This is a genomic window from Candidatus Symbiopectobacterium sp. NZEC151, from assembly GCF_025962655.1.
Classification (GTDB): Bacteria; Pseudomonadota; Gammaproteobacteria; order Enterobacterales; family Enterobacteriaceae; genus Symbiopectobacterium.
Window position 1 is genome coordinate 143,975 of record NZ_JAGFPE010000005.1, and the last position, 23,091, is coordinate 167,065.

Below are 23,091 nucleotides of genomic sequence, written 5' to 3' on the forward strand. Positions count from 1 at the left end.
GTGATTGGAATCTCCGCTCTTTGTGCTAAACTGTCCCGCCGATCCTGGTGTAAGCTAGGACGGTTGGTTCAGTAACATTGCGAGATAATACGATGATCAAACAACGTACATTAAAGCGTATCGTACAGGCGACGGGCGTCGGTTTGCATACCGGCAAGAAAGTCACGCTGACGATGCGACCTGCACCGGCGAATACCGGGGTCATCTATCGCCGCACTGACTTGAATCCACCGGTTGATTTTCCGGCTGATGCCAAATCCGTGCGTGATACCATGCTCTGTACTTGCCTGGTAAACGAGCATGACGTACGTATTTCAACGGTGGAACACCTGAACGCCGCCTTGGCGGGGTTGGGTATCGATAACATCGTCATTGATGTTGATGCCCCGGAAATTCCAATTATGGATGGCAGTGCCAGCCCGTTCGTTTACCTGTTGCTTGATGCCGGTATCGAAGAGCTGAACTGCGCCAAAAAGTTTGTACGCATCAAACAGCCTGTGCGGGTTGAAGACGGTGACAAATGGGCAGAACTGACGCCGTATAACGGTTTCAGCCTGGATTTCACCATCGATTTTAACCACCCTGCGATTGATGCCGGTTCACAGCGCTATTCCCTGGATTTCTCAGCGGATGCGTTTATTCGCCAGATCAGCCGTGCGCGTACTTTCGGCTTCATGCGCGATATCGAATACCTGCAATCCCGCGGCCTGTGCCTGGGCGGCAGTATGGATTGCGCTATCGTGGTAGACGATTATCGTGTGCTGAACGAAGATGGTCTGCGTTTTGAAGACGAATTTGTGCGTCACAAAATGCTGGATGCCATCGGCGACCTGTTCATGTGCGGTTATAACATCATCGGTGCGTTCTCTGCGTTCAAGTCTGGTCATGCGCTAAACAACAAATTGTTGCAGGCGGTGTTGGCTAAACAGGAAGCGTGGGAATACGTCACCTTTGAAAACGAGCGCGAAGTGCCGCTGGCGTTCAAAGCGCCTTCTACGGTGCTGGCGTAACCGACATCGGGCGTTAGGGCCGTCGCTCAGGCGAATGTAATAGGTTATTTTTTCTGTTGGCTGGTTTTACTCGTACCCTCTCCGGCGAGTGAAGCCAGCCTTTCTAATATCTTCCTCAATTTTTCCGGACTGTGACTGGCTAAATGCCGGATCGTCTCGGCGCTTTGTTCACTCAGTTGACGGGGCGGCGTATCTGAGTTTTTGCTTTCTGCGCGCAAATTATCCTTTCCCGATACCGTTTCATCCCCTTTTGCGGCCAGCGCGGGATTAATCCTGATGTCGATCGATGCCAATGATGGTAATATCTGAGCGCGCAATGCTGAGAGTAACGAGGGTTGCTCATAACGTAACCGCATTAACCAGCTTGCATTGGCAGTTTCCAGAATCAGGTGGCCTTGTCGGTAATTCGCGACGCGACACCATGGGTGCAGTTGAGAAGGCAGTAAGCCTTTCACGGCCCGATTAAGTTTTAACAAGGCGATAGCGCGCTGTTGAACCTCGTGCAAGGGGCCTTTATTTCCCCCTGACACGCTATCGAACAGGGACTCCAGTGATTGGGGGCGGCTATCACGCATAGGTATCAGGCTCCGGTGGGCAAATAAACTCGTCATGGGTATTCTAAATCGTTGGCGACAATTTGGCAGACGTTATTTTTGGCCACATCTCCTGTTGGGGATGGTCGCGGCCAGCCTTGGTCTGCCGACCAGCCTTAACGAAACCAACGAGCATGCCTCTGCGTCAAACGCGACGGCCAGCATCAGCCGCCAGAATCCCGTCGCTTTTAGCCTGACCGAGCTGGCCAGTTTGAAAGAGGTGCATCGCCGCACCTCGTTTGGTATCGATTATTGGCATCAGCATGCCATCCGCACGGTTATTCGCCATCTCTCCTTTGCGCTGACGGTGCCTCAGGCACACGCGTTGCCGGAGGCTGAGGCGGCGTTGAGTGCGCACCCGCTGGTAATCCTGGATACGCTCAATGCGCTGTTGACGCTGCCGGAAACCCCCTCGGCGTTGCATCCCTTACCGCGCGGCACCCTGGTTTTTGCCGCTTCTCCTTATCATGCCGGGCTGTGGTTGTCTCAAGTCCGTGGCATCCGCGCCGGGCCTGCACGCTCCGCCTGACACGCCGTTTCACTCGCGTTTTCTTGGCGTATAACGACGAACAGGGACAATGGTCACTGTTCTGAATGCAAACGCGAACACCGCTTCTCTCGCCGATCTCCGGATCGCGATGAAAGGAATTATGAGTAGCTATCGTATCGTCGCTGATACAGCGGCTTACGTGAGAATAAAATCATTATGTTAACCAGTATCCTGACTAAAGTTTTTGGCAGCCGTAACGATCGTACGCTGCGCCGTATGCGTAAAGTGGTTGAAGTGATTAGCCGTATGGAACCGGCCATCGAAGCGCTGTCGGATGATGAACTGAAGGCGAAAACCGCTGAATTCCGTGGGCGTCTTGAGAAAGGGGAAACCCTCGAAGCGTTGCTGCCTGAGGCGTTTGCGGTGGTGCGTGAAGCCAGTAAACGTGTGTTTGGTATGCGCCATTTCGACGTACAGTTGATGGGCGGCATGGTGCTGAACGAGCGTTGCATCGCAGAAATGCGTACCGGTGAAGGTAAGACCCTGACCGCAACGTTGCCTGCCTACCTCAATGCCCTGACGGGCCGTGGTGTGCATGTGGTGACGGTGAACGACTACCTGGCACAGCGTGACGCCGAGAATAACCGCCCGCTGTTTGAATACCTGGGCTTGACGGTTGGTATCAACCTGCCGGGCATGCCTGCACCGGCCAAGCGTGAAGCCTATGCGGCCGATATCACTTACGGTACCAACAACGAGTACGGCTTTGACTATCTGCGCGACAACATGGCATTCAGCCCGGAAGAGCGCGTGCAGCGTAAGCTTTACTATGCGCTGGTGGATGAAGTGGACTCCATCCTGATCGATGAAGCGCGTACCCCGCTGATCATTTCCGGTCCGGCGGAAGACAGCTCCGATCTCTATATTCGCGTCAACAAAATCATCCCGCACCTGATTCGTCAGGAAAAAGAAGATTCAGATACCTTCCAAGGTGAAGGACACTTCTCGGTGGATGAAAAAGCGCGTCAGGTTAACCTGACCGAGCGCGGCCTGGTGCTGGTGGAAGAGCTGCTGGTAAAACAAGGCATCATGGATGATGGGGAGTCGCTTTACTCGCCAACCAATATCATGCTGATGCACCACGTTACCGCCGCGCTGCGCGCCCATGTGCTGTTCACTCGCGATGTTGACTACATCGTGAAAGACGGCGAAGTGATCATCGTGGATGAGCACACCGGTCGTACCATGCAGGGGCGTCGCTGGTCAGATGGTTTGCACCAGGCGGTGGAAGCCAAAGAGAACGTGAAGATCCAGAATGAAAACCAGACGCTGGCGTCGATCACCTTCCAGAACTATTTCCGCCTGTATGAAAAGCTGGCCGGGATGACCGGTACGGCCGATACCGAAGCGTTTGAATTCAGCTCTATCTATAAGCTCGATACCATTGTGGTGCCGACCAACCGCCCGATGATCCGTAAAGATTTACCCGATCTGGTCTACATGACCGAGCAGGAAAAGATCGACGCGATCATCGAAGACATTAAAGAGCGCAGCGTGAAGGGCCAGCCGGTGCTGGTGGGGACTATCTCCATCGAGAAATCGGAAGTGGTGTCAGAAGCGCTGACCAAAGCAGGCATCAAACACAACGTCCTGAACGCCAAATTCCACGCCAAGGAAGCGGATATCGTTGCGCAGGCCGGTCAGGCAAGCGCGGTGACCATTGCCACCAACATGGCGGGCCGTGGTACCGATATCGTGCTGGGCGGGAGCTTGCAGGCTGAGCTGGCGCTGCTGGAAGAGCCGGATGAAGCCACGATTGCCGATGCCAAAGCCGCATGGCAGGTGCGTCACGATGCAGTACTGGCCGCCGGTGGTTTGCACATTATCGGTACGGAACGTCATGAGTCACGCCGTATCGATAACCAGCTGCGTGGCCGTTCCGGTCGTCAGGGGGATGCCGGTTCTTCCCGTTTTTACCTGTCGATGGAAGATGCGCTGATGCGTATTTTTGCCTCCGATCGCGTCTCCAACATGATGCGTAAACTGGGGATGAAACCGGGTGAGGCCATTGAGCACCCGTGGGTAACCAAAGCGATCGCCAACGCCCAGCGTAAGGTAGAAAGCCGCAACTTTGATATTCGTAAGCAGTTGCTGGAATATGATGACGTGGCTAACGATCAGCGCCGTGCCATTTACACCCAGCGTAATGAATTGCTGGACGTGGCGGATATCAGCGAAACCATCAACAGCATCCGTGAAGACGTGTTCAAGCTGGCGATTGATAACCACATTCCGCCGCAGTCGCTGGAAGAGCAGTGGGATATCGAAGGGCTGGAGCAGCGTCTGAAAAACGACTTCGATCTCGAGTTGCCGATTTCAGCCTGGTTGGATGAAGAGCACACGCTGCATGAAGAAACCCTGCGTGAGCGCATCCTGCAACAGGCCGTCGATGTCTACCAGCGCAAAGAAGAAGTAGTCGGTGTCGATGTGATGCGCAACTTCGAGAAGGGCGTGATGCTGCAAACGCTGGATTCCCTGTGGAAAGAGCATCTGGCGGCCATGGATTATCTGCGTCAGGGTATTCACCTGCGTGGCTACGCGCAGAAAGATCCGAAGCAGGAGTACAAACGCGAATCCTTCTCCATGTTTGCCAACATGCTGGAGTCCTTGAAATACGAAGTGATCGGCACGCTGAGCAAGGTGCAGGTTAGAATGCCGGAAGAAGTTGAAGCATTAGAGCAACAGCGTCGCGAAGAGGCGGAACGCCTGGCGCGTCAGCAACAGCTGAGCCACCAAAGCGACGATCAAATCAGCGCGGCGGCAGCGGCAGCCGGACAGGGCGATCGCAAGATTGGTCGTAACGATCCGTGCCCGTGCGGTTCCGGTAAAAAATACAAGCAGTGCCATGGCAGCTTGCAACACTGATGTCATCTAAACGCTAAATAATGCGAATTGCAAAATGAGCGTGGTGAACGCATCTGCGGTTTGAGTTGTGGCGCGTATAACTGTGATATAACGAAGAGGCGGTCAATGACCGCCTTTTATCTGGCTGGAATTTGAAGGAGTAAGCCGTGCGTAAACATCTGAACGTTGCGGTAGGCATTATTCGTAATGCGCAACGCGAGTTTTTTATTGCCCGTCGCCCTCAGGGCGTGCACATGGGGGGGATGTGGGAGTTTCCCGGTGGGAAAGTGGAGCAGGGAGAAACCGCTGAACAGGCGTTGATTCGCGAACTGCGTGAAGAAGCGGGGATAGAAGCGCTGGCACCGACTGCGCTGAACAGCAAAACCGTGGAAACCGAGGAGCGCATCATCACGCTGCACTTTTTTATGGTTGAACGCTGGCAGGGCGAACCCTATGGGCGTGAGGGGCAGCCTTCTCGCTGGCTGAAAGCCGCGTCGCTGCTGGAAGATGAATTTCCTCCTGCCAACGCAGAGATGATCCGCTGGCTGAAGGAAACGCATTGTTAAACCGGTGCAACAACCCCGCTGATTAATCGTCAGGCGTTAGTTAATGGCGAGGTTCTTCACTCCATTCGTCACTGTCCGAAATATCTTCATTGCTCGGGATGCGTTTTTCTTCATCTGCCCATTCGCCGAGATCGATAAGCTGGCAGCGTTTGCTGCAAAATGGGCGGTAAGGGCTATGTTCTCCCCACTCCACCGACTTTTTGCAGGTGGGGCAGCTAACAGTGAAGGTTTCGTTATCCATGGTTTATTCCTACAGCAATATTGGTTAACAACAGGCTAATTCAAATGACAGGCGCGCGGGCACGTGACCATTTTCGCTGTCTAATGGCAAAAAGCGAATCGCATAACGCGATTTATGGCCTGATACCTGAGGGTAGAGCTGATGCTCGATAGCCAATTGCAAACGAATCAGATCGGCATCCACCGCGTTATCTTGAAAGAATCCGTTCAAGCTGGTTTGTGCCCGAAACGTACCAGAGTGGCGTATCAGCTCCAGCACTTGATCGAGCGAGTTCTTTAGCGGTGACAGTGAGTGTAGCCAGGTATCGATCACCTGTTGCTTCTGCGCCTGCGACTGATGCAGCCACAGATGCAGCGTCGGCACATCAAAACTGCAACAACCGCCTGGAATGCTCAACCGCTGCCGCACCATACCAATCAGCTTGTCTTCACGCAAAAATTGCCCCATGCGCGGTGCGGACATCAGCACGGCCGCGAATTGCTTCAAACGCTGGCGCAGTACATGGATGCGGTCATGATCGACGCCGGGCACATCGCTCCATTGCAGCAGCTTTTGTTGCTGGCGCTCCAGCTCTTTAAGCAGTTCAGTACGAATGTCTCCGCGTTCCAGCACGTCGAGCAAATCGACCACGGCGCGGAAGAAGGCGAGCGCACTGCCCATATCTGCCCAACTGTGATTTTCATGCAACTGTTGCAGCAGCGTTTCCAAACGTAGCCAGGTACGCGTCTTTTCATTTAGCGGATATTCAAACAACACGGTGGAAAGGGCATCGCTCATTGTTACTTGTCCTGTCGGTCGTTGTCGGCGGCAAGGGCGAGGTAGCGTTGATGCAACGCGGTAACCTGTTCCATCCACGCCCCGGGGCGACCGTTGTTATCAATAATGTCATCAGCACAGGCCAACCGCTGTTCACGCGTTGCCTGTGCCGCGAGTATGTTCTCAGCCTGCTGGCGATTTACCTTGTCGCGCGCGAGCAGGCGTTCCATCTGCGTGTTTCTTTCCACATCAACAACCGCAACACGCTGCGCCAGAGATTGCAGCCCATTCTCGACCAACAGCGGCACCACCCACAGCACATAGGGGCCTTTCGCCTGTTGCCATTGTCGCCGCGTTTCTGCATGAATCAAGGGGTGCAGTAAGGCATTTAGCCACGTTTTATCCTCTGTTGAGGAAAAGATGCGCTGGCGAAGCATGGCTCGATTCAAGGTGCCATCGCTATTGAGCATATCGTTACCAAAATGCGCCTGAATAGCAGATAACGCTGGCGCACCGGGTTCTACCACCTGGCGAGCGATGATATCGGCATCGACAATCGGGATCCCGAAGGTGGCGAAGGCATCGGCGACCGCACTTTTGCCGCTGCCGATGCCACCTGTTAAGGCTACGATATAGGTCATAATGCCTTGTGTGAAAATGAGCAGGTAAATTTATGGGATTCTAGCCCAAATAAAGGGAAATTCGCAGTCTTGTTGTTGCATTATTACTGCGTATGATGAGGTAACTGGGAATGGCCTTCTCCCTTTGTACTTTACGTGGCCGCATTGCTGGCATACTCGCCGCTATAACCAGGAAGATAACCGTCATGCGTATTGAAGAAGATCTGAAGCTCGGTTTCAAAGATGTCCTTATTCGCCCCAAGCGTTCTACCTTGAAAAGTCGTTCTGACGTGGAATTGGAGCGCCAATTCACTTTCCTTCATGCTCAGAGCACCTGGTCTGGTGTACCGGTGATTGCGGCCAATATGGATACTGTTGGCACCTTTCGTATGGCGCGTGCGCTGGCGGAGTTTGACGTACTGACTGCGGTGCATAAGCACTACAGCGTGGAGCAGTGGGCGCAGTTCGTTAAAGAAGCGCCTGAAACGGTATTGCGCCATGTGATGGTATCCACCGGTACGTCGGAGGCGGATTTCGTCAAGGTGAAACAGATTCTGGCGCTGTCGGCAGAGCTCAAATTTATCTGCATCGACGTTGCCAATGGTTATTCTGAGCACTTCGTTAATTTCCTGCAAAAAGCGCGTGAAGCCTGGCCGGATAAGGTCATTTGCGCCGGTAATGTGGTTACCGGTGAAATGGTGGAAGAGCTGATTCTCTCTGGCGCGGATATCGTCAAGGTAGGCATTGGCCCTGGTTCCGTGTGTACCACGCGGGTGAAAACCGGTGTGGGCTATCCGCAACTTTCTGCCGTGATCGAGTGTGCCGATGCTGCGCACGGTTTGGGCGGGCAGATCGTCAGCGACGGTGGTTGCTCGATGCCGGGTGATGTGGCAAAAGCCTTCGGCGGCGGCGCAGATTTTGTGATGCTCGGCGGCATGCTGGCGGGCCACGATGAGTGTGAAGGCCGGGTGGTAGAAGAGAATGGCGAGAAAATGATGCTGTTTTACGGTATGAGTTCTGCCTCTGCGATGGAGCGCCATTCCGGCGGTGTCGCAGAGTATCGTGCCGCAGAAGGGAAAACGGTCAAGCTGCCGCTGCGCGGCCCGGTCGATAATACCGTTCGTGATATTCTGGGCGGTTTGCGCTCGGCATGCACTTACGTTGGGGCTTCTCGCCTGAAAGAACTCACCAAACGCACCACGTTTATTCGTGTGGCGGAACAGGAAAACCGCATTTACAACGGCAACGCCTAGCGCGAGCACGCCCGGCAGCAGACGGCACGAAGATGGCGAAGGCGTTATGCATTCGCCATCAGATTGCCGAATTGGAAGATGGGCAGATACATGGCGATGACCAGCGTACCAATAATGCCCCCCACCACTACGATCAGCAGCGGTTCCAGCGTGTGGGTTAGCGTTTCAGCGCGCTGTGCCGTTTGCTGTTGGTGCCAGTGCGCTAATTGGCTAAACATGTTGTCCAGCGCGCCGGTTTCTTCTCCTACGCGAATCAGTTGCGTGCAAGGGGGCGGGAATAACCCGCTATACGGTGTCATCGCCTGTTGCAGTGAGTCTCCCTGTTCTATATTGCGCAGAATCGGCTGTAGTGCTTCCTGGTAGGCAAAATAGGGAAGGGTGGCGGCAGCGGTCAGACCGGCAGGCAGCGTAAGCCCAGCGCGTTGCGTCAACGCGAGCAGCGTGAAAAGGTAGCTCAATGCCTCTCCTCGCATCAGTGCGCCGAGTAGCGGGATTTTCAGCAAAAAACGTTCTTCCAGCCGGCGTAGTGCCATGGAGCGCGCGCGGCACACCGGATACCCCAGTACGATGCTCACCGGCAGTATCAGTAACAGCAGGGCGTGATGTGCAACCACATCCGCCAGTGCCAGAACGTGCTGCGTCAGCGGCGGTAGCGGTGCCTCAAATGTCTCGTACAAGCTGGCAAATTCGGGTAATACCCATACCAGCATGATGATACTCACCGTAACGCTAACACCCAGAACAAAACCGGGATAGCGCAGCGCTTGTTTCACTTTCTTTTGCAGTTGAAGCTGCTGCTCTTGCTGCATCGCTAGCTGTTGGCAACACACATCCAGTTTACCGGTCATCTCCCCGACGGCAACCAGCGTGGGATAAAGCGTGGGAAACACCTGTGGGTGGTGGCGCAGGGCGTCAGAAAAGGATTCGCCCTCGGCAATGTCATCGGCCAATGTGTTAATCAGGCATCGCCATCCCGGCAGTTCATGCTGTTCGGCGAGCAGTCGCAGTGCATTCAGCAGCGGCAGGCCAGCCTGTAGCAATGCGGCAACCTGTTTAAACAAGACGATGCGTGCCGCCGCTTTCCAGTACCGTTGCGTGAGGGTCTGCCGGTAGCGTAAACGTAACGGCTGGAATCCCTTCTGAGCCAGACGGAGATAAACGTGCTGACGCGCATTGCCGATGCTTTCCCCGCGCTGTAATTCGCCGTGTGACGTGAGGGCAAGCCAGGAATAGAGTTTTTGTGACATGGCCTCAGGCTCAATGAGAGTGTGGTGATGCGCCAATGACGCGATACATTTCGGCGGCGGATGTCTCCCCTTGGGAAACCCTTTGCAAGGCAGATAGCCAGAGCGTGTCATAGCCCGTGTCATTGGCCAGTACCGCGAGGTCTTGCGTGCTGGCCCCACGACTCAATGCGTGTCGTAGCGCTGGGGTGAGTGGCAGCAGCTCGTAGAGGGCGGTTCGTCCATAATAACCGTTCATGCAGTGTTCACAGCCTTGCGCCTCCCAATGCGGAACGGGGGCTGCCCATAGCGTATCGGGGAACATTAATGGCTGGGATGCGGGTGTTTTACAGTGCGGACAGAGACGCCGTACCAGACGTTGGGCAATGAGCAGCGTCAGCGCCCCCGCGAGCAAATAGCCGGGAATGCCCAAATGCCCGAGCCGGGTCAGGGTTTCAATCGCGGAATTGGTATGTAGCGTCGATAATACCAGGTGCCCGGTTTGTGCCGCCTTCACGGCAATTTCTGCTGTTTCGCTATCGCGTATTTCGCCGATCATGACAACATCAGGATCTTGACGCAGCAAGGCACGCAAAATGCGGCTGAAATCTAGCTCTGCCTTAAGGTTTAATGCGGTTTGATTGATGCCCGGCAACGGGATTTCCACCGGATCTTCCACACTGCAAATGTTGCGCTGGTTTTCATTAAGCCAGCATATTGCGCTGTACAGCGTCACGGTTTTGCCGCTTCCGGTGGGGCCGGTCACCAGGATCATGCCCTGCGGCTGCTGTAACGCCTGTGTCAGGCAGGCGTATGCCGTCGGCGATAAACCCAGACTGTCGAGAGTAAGCATCTGTTGGTAGGTTTGTAATACGCGCAGTACCACTTTCTCGCCTTCCAGTACGGGCAGTGTGGCAATACGCAAAGAGAGCGACTGTGCATTGTGCGCAAACGAGAACTGACCGTCTTGCGGCAGACGGCGCTCTGCAATATCGAGTTGCCCCATGATTTTCAGTCGTGCGGTAAGGCGTGCGGCCCAGTCTAACGGGGGGGATGTGCAAATATGCAACACGCCATCAATACGCATTCGAACACGATAGTTATCCGCCATAGGTTCAAAATGGATATCTGAAGCCCGCCGCTGAAAGGCCTGCGCCAGCGTTTGATTGATAAAGTGGATAACGGACGTCTCTTCGTCTGTCGGCTCGGTGGTAGGTGTCACGCTGAACACGGCGTCGCTTTCTGCCGCCTGTGGCGCGGGGTGGAAAGCCTGCTCCAGTCTCGCTTGTGACCAGCGTTCCACTACGATACGGCGATTACTGGCAAATTTTAGTGCTGTCAGCAATGCAGGTGCCACATCCCCGTTAATGGCGATGGTGACCGTTTGTTCATCCAATGCCAGCAGCCGTGCCTGATAGCGTTGGCACAGGCGCTTGAGCTCTTGATCCAACGGGGCATATGTGCTCATGTTTACTCCGCGGCATCATCGAAACGAAATACCCGTTCGCAAGCGACTATCAAGCTCTCAGCCTGCGTGGCCGCCTGACAGTGTCGGCGCCAAATGACGGAACTGGTGCCGCTATCCCAACGTGGTATCAAGGTCAGGTTTAACCCTTGCAAGGCAGACTGCCCCGTCAAGCTGATGACGCCTTGTGTTACGCTGAGATCGCTGACATAGCGTGAACCTCTTGCGACGGGAATGCCTTGGCTCCCTGCGTTACAAGGCGCAACGCTGCTGTTTTCCAACGCGCACAAATTGACCGCAGTTTGATACGGTGCCAGCGATTGCAGCATGTCGGTCATGGCAGCCTTTTGCAGGTATCCCTGATAAGCCGGAATGCCAATCGAGGCGAGAATGGCGACAATCGCGATAACGATCATCAACTCAACCAGGGTGAATCCGCGTTCTGTGTTCATCATCGTCCTTTTCAGTCAGCAGGTTTGGCATAAAGGTAGAAGAGGCTCGAGGGGAGGACGAGCGCAGATGTGGATAACTGGAAGGCCGGATCGTAGAGAATGGCCCGGGTTGCATGATTCTTGTTAAATCTGGAATCGATATCGCAGAAATAAGTGGTTTTTAATAAATTTATTATATTTTAATGAGTTAATGGTTATTCTATAGATGCCTTGCTAGGAAAATAACCAAAGCTGAGTAATAATGGCATGACACCATTTATTGGGGAGCGTGTGGTATGCAGTTGGAAGCGGGTTGGTTAACAGGCGTAAAACGGGTGCCTTCCCCCCATTGCGATGCGCGCCCTGACGAAGAGCCTCCTTCATTGCTGGTGATACACAATATCAGCTTACCGCCGGGAGAATTTGGCGGCCCCTACATTGACCAACTGTTCACCGCAACGCTCGATCCCCAGGCACACCCCTATTTTCGTGACATCAGCCATTTGCGGGTGTCAGCACACTGCCTGATTCGCCGTGATGGCGGTATTGTGCAGTACGTCCCTTTTGATAAACGCGCCTGGCATGCTGGGGTGTCTCAGTTTGCCGGCCGTGAGCGGTGTAACGATTTCTCCATTGGCATCGAACTGGAAGGCACTGATACGCTACCTTTTACTCAGAAGCAATACCAACAGTTGGCCTGTATTACTCGGTTGTTGTTGAACCAGTACCCCATTACGCCACAGTGCATAACCGGGCACAGTGATATCGCCCCTCAGCGTAAAACTGATCCCGGTCCGGCCTTTGACTGGCAGCATTATCACCAATTGATCCAGGTGCCGGAAATTGACGATAAGAGGAGTGAGCGCTCATGACCCTGTTTACCTTGCTGCTGGCCCTGACGTGGGAGCGTTTGTTTAAAAAAAACGATCGCTGGCAGATAGACTCGCATCTGGAAACGATTTTTCGCCGCCTCTCTGCGCCCTCTTTATTGCAGACGTTGCTGTTAGTGTTGCTGGGGATGGCCGCAACCGCTGCACTGTTGTGGCTGGCGAAGGGGGTGCTGTTCGGGCTGGTGGGGCTGTTGCTCTGGATCGCTATCGTACTGTTGTGTATTGGTGCAGGCGAGGTGCGGCAGCATTATCAGAATTACCTTGGCGCAGCACAACGCGGTGAACAGGATGCGATGCAGGCGCTAGCAGAAGAGCTGGCCTTGATTCATGGCTTACCGCTGGATGCCACCGAGCGGGAAAAACTGAGCGAATTGCAAAATGCACTACTGTGGCTCAACTTTCGCTTTTATCTGGCACCGCTGTTCTGGTTTGTGGTCGCTGGGCCATACGGGCCGATAGCGCTGGTTGGCTATGCGATTTTACGCGCTCGCCAAACCTGTCTGGCGCGGCATCATACCCCTTTGGTCCGTGCACAATCGGGCGTAGATGCCTTGTTGCGCTGGTTGGATTGGATCCCGGCACGTTTGGCGGGTATCACCTACGCGCTGCTAGGCCATGGTGAAAAAGCGCTTCCTGCCTGGCTGGCATCGCTAGGAGATGTGCACCATTCTCCCTATTGGGTTGTTACACAGCTGGCACAATTTTCTCTGGTGCGCGAATCTCACACCGATCCGATTGATGCACCGCGCGCTGCCGTAATATTGGCGAAGAAAGTGTCTGTGGTGATGGTGGTGGTGGTGGCTGCGCTAACGATTTACGGTACGTTGCTTTGAGTTGAATCTGGTGGGGTATATCACAAGGTGCATAGCCATTGATGACGTTCATCTGCGAGGTGCATGCTCCGGTTCAGCCTAAGTCTTGTTCAGCGCTGTTCCAGACAGTTCGTCACTCACTTGATGCCCTCTTATCACTCGAATTATTCAGGGGATAGCTATTGTGAGAGGGCGTAATAGGTCTAATGGGTTTGATCGCAAGAATAATAGCGATTTCTTGATATGATTTCCCAATGCTTGCCCAATATAAGATTTCATTTTCTCTATTTGAGAAGACCGTTTTTGATTGCGGTATGTTGATGCTATCCGCGTTATTTTCTTTGTGGTAAAAATTCATTAATTTATCATGTGTTGTCAATAACAACATTCGGATGTCGTTCTTATGATCCGTGATGGTGTGTTACGGATGTTAAACGTAATGCTTTAGGCTGAACAAGTCGGGTTATCTTACCGTGAGGTATGTCTATCAAAAGAAGAGATTTTTATGATATGTGAGGATTTAGGCAGGTATCATTAAAATAAGAAACTGTTGACAATGAAAATTTCTTGCTACCTTTTTTAAGATAAATGAAGTGTATCAAAATTCCTAATTGATTTCACTGCGAGTAGCCAACCATTGACAGCATATGTGTTGTTCGCAATACTAGCCGAAAATTTTCCCTGGTGTTGGCCAATTTGGCGTATGATCCTCTTCGGAGGATCACTTTTTTTATCCGATTTTCTTATTCAGCAACGATAAATCTTTTCACTTCTGAATACCAGATGTACTAAAGTACAGTCTCGGCCTGAGCTTTCGTATACAGTTACACCTGTTCTGGCACTGTTACTCCGATAAACATCCCCCTCAGCACGCGTTCTTTCTTTCGATAACTCATTCTGCGCTGGCTAAGCTGATGAATCGCAACGGCACCCGAAGGTGCCGTTGTCATATCGTTTAGCGGGTGGTTGCGACCCGTTGTTTTTTCTGTTTCACGGCATAACCGATGCCAAGCACGACCAGCCATACGGGTATCAGCAGTACGGAAATCTGAATTCCCGGGGTTAAGAACATGATCACTAAAATGCCCGCAAGGAACAGCAGGCAAATATAATTGCCCAGCGGATAGAGCAGCGCTTTGAATTTGGTCTGCACGCCTTCTTGCTCTTTGGCTTTGCGGAATTTCAGGTGCGCCAGGCTGATCATTGCCCAGTTTATCACCAGTGCAGACACCACCAATGCCATCAGAAGTTCGAACGCTTTACCCGGAATCAGGTAATTGATCAGGACGCACAGCGCCGTTGCGGCGGCAGAAATGCCGATGGCAATAACGGGTACACCGCGTTTATCGACGGTCAACAGCGCTTTCGGGCCATTACCTTGTTTGGCAAGGCCGTAAAGCATACGGCTGTTACAGTACACGCAGCTGTTGTATACCGATAACGCTGCTGTCAACACCACAACGTTGAGTATGGTTGCCACGACATTACTGTCCAGGTTGTGGAAAATCATGACAAAAGGGCTACCCCCTTCCACGACTTTTCCCCAAGGGTAGAGCGACAGCAGAATGGCCAACGAGCCGATATAAAAGATCAGAATACGGTAGATGACCTGATTGGTGGCGCGCGGAATGCTGGTTTCCGGGTTATCCGCTTCTGCTGCGGTGATACCCACCAGTTCCAGGCCACCAAACGAGAACATGATTACCGCCATTGCCATCACCAGGCCGTTGACGCCATTGGGGAAGAACCCGCCCTGCGCCCACAGGTTGGTCACCGTGGCTTCCGGTCCGCCCTGACCGCTTAACAGCAGCCAGCCGCCAAACACGATCATGCCGATAATTGCCACGACCTTGATGATGGCAAACCAGAACTCCATCTCACCATACACTTTGACATTGGCGAGGTTAATGGCATTAATCACCAGGAAAAAGACGGCGGCAGAAACCCAGGTGGGAATATCGGGCCACCAGTACTGCACATAGATACCCACGGCCGTCAGTTCAGCCATCGCGACCAGCACGTAGAGCACCCAATAGTTCCAGCCGGAAGCAAACCCGGCGAAATCGCCCCAATATTTATAGGCAAAATGGCTAAAAGAGCCTGCAACAGGTTCTTCGACGACCATCTCTCCCAATTGGCGCATGATAAAAAACGCGATAATACCGCCGATGGCATAGCCCAGCAGTACGGAAGGACCTGCCATTTTGATGGTGGCAGCAATCCCTAAAAACAGCCCGGTGCCAACGGCACCACCCAGGGCAATCAACTGAATATGACGGTTTTTTAAGCCGCGTTTCAGCGTCCCGTCGTGTTGTTGACCATCCATTAATGTGACCCTCTGTCAGAGCGCAACAGACACGATGCAGATGCTCGCGTCATTTTACGTTTGTGTAATGTTATTTTTACGGCATTCACCAGATGAAAATACGCAGGTGACTACCGTTTGTCAGAGAATAGTGGTAAGCGGAAGAGATTGCACTGATTTCTTGTCGCGATTTGTCGATCGGCCCCACGAAAATATTGCCTGTGTACATTTTTAGACCAGCATGGAAACGGTTTACGTCTGTTCTGACGTCAGGTCGATATGACACACTCTCTGCGACCAGCGAGACGTCAAAGGGAGGATGCCTTCGCGGTGCTAAAGTCGGTGTAATTTATCTGACTGCTTTATTGGTTTTAAGATTAATAAAAAATGCCAAATTTAATGAACGCTTTATGGAATACAATGTGCCGATAACATTACATCATGGCTTTTCTAATATTCTTTTTAGCAGGATTATATCGACGCTATGCCTATTAAATTTGAGCCTGTGGATGTCAATATATTTATGTCTACCTACCTATCCCTTGTCCGTCAGGATAGAATAAGCCATGAGGCGTTAGACAACATGGGGAAAGTGGCGAAAAAAATAGAATTCGCCACTAATGGCATTGATTTATTTAAACGAATGAACATCAGAGACCAGCATGATGTGGATAAAAGGCTTGCGCCTTTGCACGAAAAACTGATGAAACAGCAATCTAAACATTATGACAAGAAAAAAGAAAAATTGGTGGAAATAGCCGAGGCGTTAAAAAAACGGGTCACCAAGGACCCCAATGTGAGAGAGCACTACATCAGTCGTTATAGGAATAATCAAAATCAGATAAAAATTGAAAAATCATTAATTGAAAAAGAGATTTTGAAACACTCAGGGATCAGAGCCCTTAATGTGGATAACGCTGATTTATTCAAACATAAACGTGAGGCGTGTCATTTGCAGTTAAACGTATTGCGCGATGATGATGCTGAGACGGTAATAAAGAAAGCAAACGATAATTTGTCAGAAACCAAGAAAAATGTCGCTTACCTTTATAACCAGCTTCGTGAAATTACGCACCATGCGCAGAAAAAAATGTCTGACCTGGATTATGTTCTGCGATTGGCGGTGGATAACAAAATTTACAGCGCTAAAGATCTTGGATGTGGGCCTACCACATGGAAAAGTCACCTTTCGGCGGATGCTTACGCCAAAAAATATTTTGGCACGCAACGCGTTTGTGGCCGAAGAAAACACATTGAAAGGGAAATACCCAGTATACAAGGGAAGAAATGGCAGAGCACCCTCATCGATTATTGTCATGCATATGCTGTGTTGAAAGAGTATCAAAATGCCTTGAAAAAAGGGACCCGTGATGGGGTGTCTCTGGCCGAACGCTGCCGAACGGCGTTGATGAAAGACATCGTCCAGACTATTGATGGGTATGATGCAAAGCACAGCACTTACACCCGGCGGGCAGAAAAGACCGCAGAACACCTGAGCAATCTCAGGATGAAATCCATGATCTGTGACACTGCGATTAACGATGTCAATCGTCAGATCGAGAGAGTAAAATCGATGGGTGACAGCTGATTTTTATCGGAAAAAGTGAGAAGGGTGATGATGTTGTGTATAGGTTTTTGTTGCTGAAAATATCACCGTTCGAAAAAGAGAGAATGTTAACAGTAAGTATCGCCCGTTCCAGTCCCATGACTTACCTTTGATTTTAAATTCATTAATTATGGATTTTTATTCATTTAATTGTGGGTTGAACGGTTCAGCATTGACAGGTTTTCGTTTCATAAAAGTTAAAACATTTATAGGGTTGAAGCCGCTACTTCCTAATGAGTATAGGGTTTTGACCTAATCGGATCGTGCAATTGTTAAAATCTGGTGGAGAACATGATTTAGCGCAACGTCCGTATGGACAGAAGGTGAATACTTTGTTACTTTAGCGTCACGTTTTTGAAATTGGTATTACCAATTGACTCCGCGCACTTCGCAGAGAAACACTTACCATGGCCTATAGCAAGATCCGTCAGCCCAAACTGTCAGATGTGATTGAACAACAGCTGGAGTTTTTGATCCTCGAAGGAACCTTGCGCCCCGGCGAGAAACTCCCCCCGGAGCGCGAACTGGCGAAACAGTTTGATGTCTCCCGTCCTTCTTTGCGAGAAGCCATCCAGCGTCTGGAGGCAAAAGGCCTGCTACTGCGTCGTCAGGGAGGGGGGACCTTTGTCCAGAACAACCTGTGGCAAAGCGTGAGTGACCCGTTGTCGGAACTGCTGAGCACCCATCCTGAATCTCAATTTGATCTGCTGGAAACCCGCCATGCGCTGGAAGGCATCGCTGCCTACTACGCGGCGTTGCGTGGTACTGAAGAAGATTTCCAGCGCATCCGCGAGTGCCATACCCAGATTGAGCAGGCACGTGCCTCGGGCGATCTGGTCGCAGAGTCAGAAGCCGTTATGCATTATCAAGTGGCTGTCACAGAAGCAACGCACAATGTGGTTTTGCTACACTTGCTACGTTGTATGGGACCGTTACTGGAACAGAACGTGCGACAGAATTTTGAATTGTTGTATCTGAGCCGAGAAGTTCTGGCCCAGGTAAGCAGTCATCGCGCCGGGATTTTTGAGGCGATTGTCGCTCGCGAACCTGAAAAGGCACGCGAAGCGTCGCATCGTCATCTGGCGTTTATTGAGGAAGTACTGCTGGATCTTAACCGGGAACATAGCCGAAGAGAGCGTTCGCTACGTCGGCTCCAGCAACGCAAGGATTGAGCGCTCTGATTGGGGCGTTGAACGCGTAAATGACGAGATTGGACCTGTCTTACTGTGCTTTGACAACCGTCGATGACATGACAGCCGTCGATGCTATGACGACAATGGCAGAGTACAGCAAGACAGGCTCCAGAAAATTAACTGATTAGAAACAGATAAGGAATACACCATGTCAGAACGTTTGAATAATGACGTGGATCCGATCGAAACTCGCGACTGGCTACAGGCGATCGAATCGGTTATCCGTGAAGAGGGTGTTGAACGTGCGCAGTACCTGATCGATCAGGTATTGTCAGAAGCGCGCAAGGGTGGCGTAAACGTAGGGGCAGGCAGTGCCGTTAGCAACTACGTAAACACCATTGCTGTGGAAGACGAACCCGCCTATCCGGGTAACCTGGACCTTGAGCGCCGCATTCGTTCCGCTATTCGTTGGAACGCCATCATGACCGTGCTGCGCGCGTCCAAGAAGGATCTGGATCTGGGCGGCCACATGGCGTCCTACCAGTCTTCCGCGACTTTCTACGAAGTGTGCTTTAACCATTTCTTCCGTGCACGCAGTGCACAGGATGGCGGCGATCTGGTGTATTTCCAGGGCCATATCTCTCCGGGTATCTACGCGCGTGCCTTCCTGGAAGGGCGTCTGACCGAAGATCAGATGAACAACTTCCGTCAGGAAGTACACGGTCAGGGGCTCTCCTCTTACCCGCACCCGAAATTGATGCCGACCTTCTGGCAGTTCCCGACCGTATCTATGGGTCTGGGCCCGATCGGTGCCATTTATCAAGCTAAATTCCTGAAGTATCTCGGAAACCGTGGTCTGAAAGACACCTCCAAACAAACCGTTTATGCTTTCCTGGGCGACGGTGAAATGGATGAGCCGGAATCCAAGGGTGCTATCACCATCGCGACCCGCGAGAAACTGGACAACCTGGTGTTTGTCATCAACTGTAACCTGCAACGTCTGGACGGACCGGTTACGGGTAATGGCAAGATCATCAACGAGCTGGAAGGCATCTTCGGTGGTGCTGGCTGGCAAGTGATCAAGGTCATGTGGGGCGAGCGTTGGGACGAACTGCTGCGTAAAGACACCAGCGGTAAACTGGTCCAACTGATGAACGAAACCGTTGACGGCGATTATCAGACGTTCAAATCCAAAAACGGTGCCTACGTGCGTGAGCACTTCTTCGGCAAATACCCGGAAACGGCTGCGCTGGTTGCTGACTGGAGCGACGATCAGATTTGGGCCCTCAACCGCGGTGGTCACGATCCGAAGAAAGTCTTTGCTGCACTGAAAAAAGCGCAAGACACCAAGGGTAAACCGACCGTTATTCTGGCGCACACCATCAAAGGTTACGGGATGGGTGACGCGGCAGAAGGCAAAAACATCGCTCACCAGGTCAAGAAAGTTAACATGGACGGCGTGCGTTACTTCCGCGACCGCTTCAATGTGCCGGTGGCTGATGCTGACATCGAAAAACTGCCGCTCATCACTTTCGACAAAGATTCTGATGAATACAAATACCTGCATGAGCGCCGTCAGGCTCTGGGTGGTTACCTGCCGTCTCGTCAGCCGAATTTCGACGAAAAACTGGAACTGCCGACGCTGGAAGACTTCAGCTCTCTGCTGGAAGAACAAACCAAAGAAATCTCTACTACCATCGCCTTTGTGCGTGCCCTGAACGTGATGCTGAAGAACAAGTCGATCAAAGATCGTCTGGTTCCGATCATCGCTGACGAAGCGCGTACCTTCGGTATGGAAGGTCTGTTCCGCCAGATCGGTATCTACAGCCCGAACGGCCAGCAGTACACCCCGCAGGACCGTGAGCAGGTGGCTTACTACAAAGAAGACCTGAAAGGTCAGATCTTGCAGGAAGGCATCAACGAACTGGGTGCAGGTTCATCCTGGCTGGCGGCGGCAACGTCTTACAGCACCAACAACCTGCCGATGATCCCGTTCTACATCTACTACTCCATGTTCGGGTTCCAACGTATTGGCGACCTGTGCTGGGCAGCGGGTGACCAACAGGCGCGCGGCTTCCTGGTCGGCGGGACTTCTGGCCGCACCACGCTGAACGGCGAAGGTTTGCAGCACGAAGATGGTCACAGCCACATTCAGTCGCTGACTATCCCGAACTGTATTTCCTACGACCCGTCCTTCGCTTACGAAGTGGCTGTGATCATGCATGACGGTCTGGAGCGCATGTACGGTGAAGCGCAGGAAAACGTCTACTATTACATCACCACGCTGAACGAAAACTACCACATGCCAGCCATGCCGCAAGGCGCGGAAGAAGGTATCCGTAAGGGTATCTACAAACTGGAAACGGTAGCGGGCGCGAAAGGCAAGGTTCAACTGCTGGGCTCGGGTTCTATTCTGCGTCACGTTCGTGAAGCGGCACAGATTCTGGCCAACGACTACGGCATCGGTTCCGATGTTTACAGCGTAACCTCCTTCACGGAGCTGGCGCGCGATGGTCAAGACTGCGAACGTTGGAACATGCTGCACCCGACCGACGCGCCGCGCGTACCGTACATCGCTCAGGTGATGAACGATGCACCGGCTGTTGCGTCCACTGACTACATGAAACTGTTCGCCGAGCAGGTACGTACTTACGTTCCGGCCAGCGATTACCGCGTACTGGGTACTGATGGCTTCGGTCGTTCTGACAGCCGTGAAAACCTGCGTCACCACTTCGAAGTGGACGCGTCCTACGTAGTAGTTGCCGCACTGGGCGAATTGGCTAAACGCGGTGAAGTTGACGCTTCTGTGGTGGCTGAAGCCATCAAGAAATTCAACATCGATCCTGAAAAAGTTAACCCGCGCTTGGCATAAGAGGGAAAGAGTAATGGCTATCGAAATCAACGTACCGGATATCGGTGCAGATGAAGTTGAAGTCACCGAGGTGATGGTGAAGGTGGGCGACAAAGTAGAAGCTGAACAGTCGCTGATCACCGTGGAAGGCGACAAAGCCTCCATGGAAGTGCCTTCTCCTCAGGCTGGCGTGGTGAAAGAGATTAAAGTGGCTGTCGGCGACAAAGTGGCGACGGGCAAACTGATCATGGTCTTCGAAGCAGAGGGTGCGGCGGCAGCGGCACCGGCTCCGGCGGAAACCAAAGCCGCTGCGCCTGCCCCTGCGGCAGCAGCCAGCGCGGCGAAAGAAGTGGCCGTGCCGGATATCGGCGGCGATGAAGTTGAAGTTACCGAAATCATGGTGAAAGTGGGCTACAGCGTAAGCGCTGAGCAGTCACTGATCACGGTAGAAGGTGACAAGGCTTCCATGGAAGTCCCGGCACCGTTCGCTGGTGTGGTGAAAGAGATCAAAATCAACACCGGCGACAAAGTGAAAACCGGCTCGCTGATCATGGTGTTTGAAGTCGCAGGCGCTGCTGGCGCGGCGGCTCCGGCCCAGCAAGCGGCTCCGGCGGCTGCGCCTGCCGCTGCGGCGTCTGGTCCGAAAGAAGTGAACGTACCGGATATCGGCGGCGACGAAGTTGAAGTCACTGAAGTGATGGTGAAAGTCGGCGACAAAATTGCCGCTGAGCAATCGCTGATCACCGTAGAAGGCGACAAAGCCTCTATGGAAGTTCCGGCACCGTTCGCGGGCACCGTGAAAGAGATCAAAGTCAGCACCGGCGATAAAGTGAAAACCGGTTCGCTGATCATGGTGTTTGAAGTAGAAGGCGCTGCGCCTGCTGCTCCGGCCGCCAAACAAGAAGCCGCACCGGCAGCGCAACCGGCGAAAGCCGCAGCACCGGCACCGGCTGCTGCCAAGGCAGATGCCAAAGGCGAATTTACTGAAAACGATGCTTACGTTCACGCAACGCCGGTTATCCGCCGCTTGGCGCGTGAGTTCGGTGTAAACCTGGCGAAAGTGAAAGGCAGCGGTCGTAAAGGCCGTATCCTGCGCGAAGATATCCAGGCTTACGTGAAAGACGCGGTTAAACGCGCTGAATCTGCACCTGCTGCGGGCGCTGCAACCGGCGGTTCTCTGCCGGGTCTGCTGCCGTGGCCGAAAGTGGACTTCAGCAAGTTCGGTGAAGTGGAAGAAGTTGAACTGGGCCGCATCCAGAAGATCTCGGGTGCCAACCTGAGCCGTAACTGGGTGGTTATCCCGCACGTTACGCACTTCGACAAAACCGATATCACCGATCTGGAAGCGTTCCGTAAACAGCAGAACGTGGAAGCAGAAAAACGTAAACTGGACGTGAAGATCACCCCTGTGGTGTTCATCATGAAAGCCGTTGCCACTGCGCTTGAGCAGATGCCGCGTTTCAACAGCTCGCTGTCTGAAGATGCTCAACGTCTGACGCTGAAGAAATACATCAACATCGGTGTTGCCGTTGATACGCCGAATGGTCTGGTGGTTCCGGTGTTTAAAGACGTGAACAAGAAAGGCATCATCGAGCTGTCTCGCGAACTGATGGCTATCTCCAAGAAAGCACGTGACGGTAAGCTGACTGCGGGCGAAATGCAGGGTGGCTGCTTCACTATCTCCAGCATCGGTGGCCTCGGCACCACGCACTTCGCGCCGATCGTCAACGCGCCGGAAGTGGCTATCCTGGGTGTGTCCAAGTCTGCGATGGAACCGGTCTGGAATGGTAAAGAGTTTACGCCGCGTCTGATGATGCCGATCTCTCTGTCCTTCGACCACCGTGTCATTGACGGTGCTGATGGTGCTCGCTTTATCACCATCATCAACAACACCTTGTCTGACATCCGCCGCCTGGTGATGTAATCGAAAAAGCCGGCCTTA

At 52.7% G+C, this 23,091-nt stretch carries 19 protein-coding genes; 11 read left to right on the forward strand and 8 right to left on the reverse strand.

From position 1 onward, the window contains the following. The first annotated feature begins 92 nt into the window (after positions 1-92). Positions 93-1,010 (forward strand): UDP-3-O-acyl-N-acetylglucosamine deacetylase, encoded by a 918-nt coding sequence (gene lpxC / locus J5067_RS16075; protein ID WP_264644576.1) that lies wholly within the window; start codon positions 93-95, stop codon positions 1,008-1,010. A 44-nt stretch (positions 1,011-1,054) separates the two neighbouring features. Here lpxC and J5067_RS16080 read toward each other — a convergent pair whose 3' ends face one another. Further along, positions 1,055-1,585 carry a DUF721 domain-containing protein gene (locus J5067_RS16080; RefSeq protein ID WP_264644577.1) on the reverse strand — a complete coding sequence of 177 codons (531 nt, stop codon included), beginning with the start codon at positions 1,583-1,585 and terminating at the stop codon, positions 1,055-1,057. Between the two features lie 34 nt (positions 1,586-1,619). Here J5067_RS16080 and secM point away from each other — a divergent pair, with 34 nt between their 5' ends. The 3 genes from secM (at position 1,620) to mutT (ending at position 5,563) form a co-directional block, all read left to right on the forward strand. Further along, positions 1,620-2,132, forward strand: a complete 513-nt coding sequence (gene secM, locus J5067_RS16085) for a secA translation cis-regulator SecM (protein ID WP_264644578.1) — start codon at positions 1,620-1,622, stop codon at positions 2,130-2,132. Between the two features lie 177 nt (positions 2,133-2,309). Further along, positions 2,310-5,018 carry a preprotein translocase subunit SecA gene (gene secA, locus J5067_RS16090; protein ID WP_264651541.1) on the forward strand — a complete coding sequence of 903 codons (2,709 nt, stop codon included), beginning with the start codon at positions 2,310-2,312 and terminating at the stop codon, positions 5,016-5,018. A gap of 146 nt (positions 5,019-5,164) precedes the next feature. Next, positions 5,165-5,563 carry an 8-oxo-dGTP diphosphatase MutT gene (mutT, locus tag J5067_RS16095; RefSeq protein WP_264644580.1) on the forward strand — a complete coding sequence of 133 codons (399 nt, stop codon included), beginning with the start codon at positions 5,165-5,167 and terminating at the stop codon, positions 5,561-5,563. A 40-nt stretch (positions 5,564-5,603) separates the two neighbouring features. Here mutT and yacG read toward each other — a convergent pair whose 3' ends face one another. The 3 genes from yacG to coaE are packed head-to-tail and all read right to left on the reverse strand — an operon-like array spanning position 5,604 to position 7,201. Beyond that, positions 5,604-5,804, reverse strand: coding sequence for a DNA gyrase inhibitor YacG (gene yacG, locus J5067_RS16100; RefSeq protein WP_264644581.1), 201 nt, complete (start codon positions 5,802-5,804; stop codon positions 5,604-5,606). Between the two features lie 24 nt (positions 5,805-5,828). Beyond that, complete coding sequence (gene zapD, locus J5067_RS16105; RefSeq protein WP_264644582.1) at positions 5,829-6,581, reverse strand: cell division protein ZapD; 753 nt, start codon at positions 6,579-6,581, stop codon at positions 5,829-5,831. Positions 6,582-6,583: 2 nt separating this feature from the next. Next, positions 6,584-7,201 (reverse strand): dephospho-CoA kinase, encoded by a 618-nt coding sequence (gene coaE, locus J5067_RS16110; protein ID WP_264644583.1) that lies wholly within the window; start codon positions 7,199-7,201, stop codon positions 6,584-6,586. A 185-nt stretch (positions 7,202-7,386) separates the two neighbouring features. Between coaE and J5067_RS16115 the strand changes: the two genes are divergently transcribed. Then, positions 7,387-8,433 (forward strand): GMP reductase, encoded by a 1,047-nt coding sequence (locus tag J5067_RS16115; protein ID WP_264644584.1) that lies wholly within the window; start codon positions 7,387-7,389, stop codon positions 8,431-8,433. A 44-nt stretch (positions 8,434-8,477) separates the two neighbouring features. On the opposite strand, the gene hofC is transcribed toward J5067_RS16115, so the two are convergent. The 3 genes from hofC to ppdD are packed head-to-tail and all read right to left on the reverse strand — an operon-like array spanning position 8,478 to position 11,573. Next, on the reverse strand, positions 8,478-9,680 hold the full coding sequence (gene hofC, locus J5067_RS16120) for a protein transport protein HofC (protein WP_264628064.1): 1,203 nt from the start codon (positions 9,678-9,680) through the stop codon (positions 8,478-8,480). A gap of 10 nt (positions 9,681-9,690) precedes the next feature. After that, entirely contained in the window at positions 9,691-11,124 is a 1,434-nt protein-coding gene (gspE, locus tag J5067_RS16125) for a type II secretion system protein GspE (protein WP_264651542.1), read from the reverse strand. 2 nt (positions 11,125-11,126) lie between these two features. Continuing rightward, positions 11,127-11,573, reverse strand: coding sequence for a prepilin peptidase-dependent pilin (gene ppdD, locus J5067_RS16130; RefSeq protein WP_319801683.1), 447 nt, complete (start codon positions 11,571-11,573; stop codon positions 11,127-11,129). 275 nt (positions 11,574-11,848) lie between these two features. Here ppdD and ampD point away from each other — a divergent pair, with 275 nt between their 5' ends. Together ampD and ampE are read left to right on the forward strand one after the other, a co-directional pair. Continuing rightward, positions 11,849-12,424, forward strand: coding sequence for a 1,6-anhydro-N-acetylmuramyl-L-alanine amidase AmpD (ampD, locus tag J5067_RS16135; protein ID WP_264651543.1), 576 nt, complete (start codon positions 11,849-11,851; stop codon positions 12,422-12,424). Continuing rightward, the gene (gene ampE / locus J5067_RS16140) at positions 12,421-13,275 is read left to right on the forward strand and encodes a beta-lactamase regulator AmpE (protein WP_264651544.1); all 855 of its coding nucleotides are present in this window, start codon (positions 12,421-12,423) and stop codon (positions 13,273-13,275) included. Before ampD ends, ampE begins: the two co-directional genes overlap by 4 nt. Before the next feature lie 934 nt (positions 13,276-14,209). Here ampE and J5067_RS16145 read toward each other — a convergent pair. Further along, positions 14,210-15,580: an amino acid permease gene (locus tag J5067_RS16145; RefSeq protein WP_264644591.1), complete on the reverse strand. Its 1,371-nt coding sequence runs from the start codon at positions 15,578-15,580 to the stop codon at positions 14,210-14,212. Positions 15,581-16,043: 463 nt separating this feature from the next. On the opposite strand from J5067_RS16145, the gene J5067_RS16150 reads away from it, so the two are divergent. From J5067_RS16150 to aceF, 4 genes are all read left to right on the forward strand, one after another. Continuing rightward, positions 16,044-17,147 (forward strand): hypothetical protein, encoded by a 1,104-nt coding sequence (locus tag J5067_RS16150; RefSeq protein WP_264628133.1) that lies wholly within the window; start codon positions 16,044-16,046, stop codon positions 17,145-17,147. 425 nt (positions 17,148-17,572) lie between these two features. Continuing rightward, positions 17,573-18,337 (forward strand): pyruvate dehydrogenase complex transcriptional repressor PdhR, encoded by a 765-nt coding sequence (pdhR, locus tag J5067_RS16155; protein WP_196907846.1) that lies wholly within the window; start codon positions 17,573-17,575, stop codon positions 18,335-18,337. Positions 18,338-18,506: 169 nt separating this feature from the next. Next, on the forward strand, positions 18,507-21,170 hold the full coding sequence (gene aceE, locus J5067_RS16160; protein WP_264651545.1) for a pyruvate dehydrogenase (acetyl-transferring), homodimeric type: 2,664 nt from the start codon (positions 18,507-18,509) through the stop codon (positions 21,168-21,170). Positions 21,171-21,183: 13 nt separating this feature from the next. After that, positions 21,184-23,073: a pyruvate dehydrogenase complex dihydrolipoyllysine-residue acetyltransferase gene (gene aceF, locus J5067_RS16165; protein WP_264651546.1), complete on the forward strand. Its 1,890-nt coding sequence runs from the start codon at positions 21,184-21,186 to the stop codon at positions 23,071-23,073. The last annotated feature ends 18 nt before the right edge of the window (positions 23,074-23,091 follow it).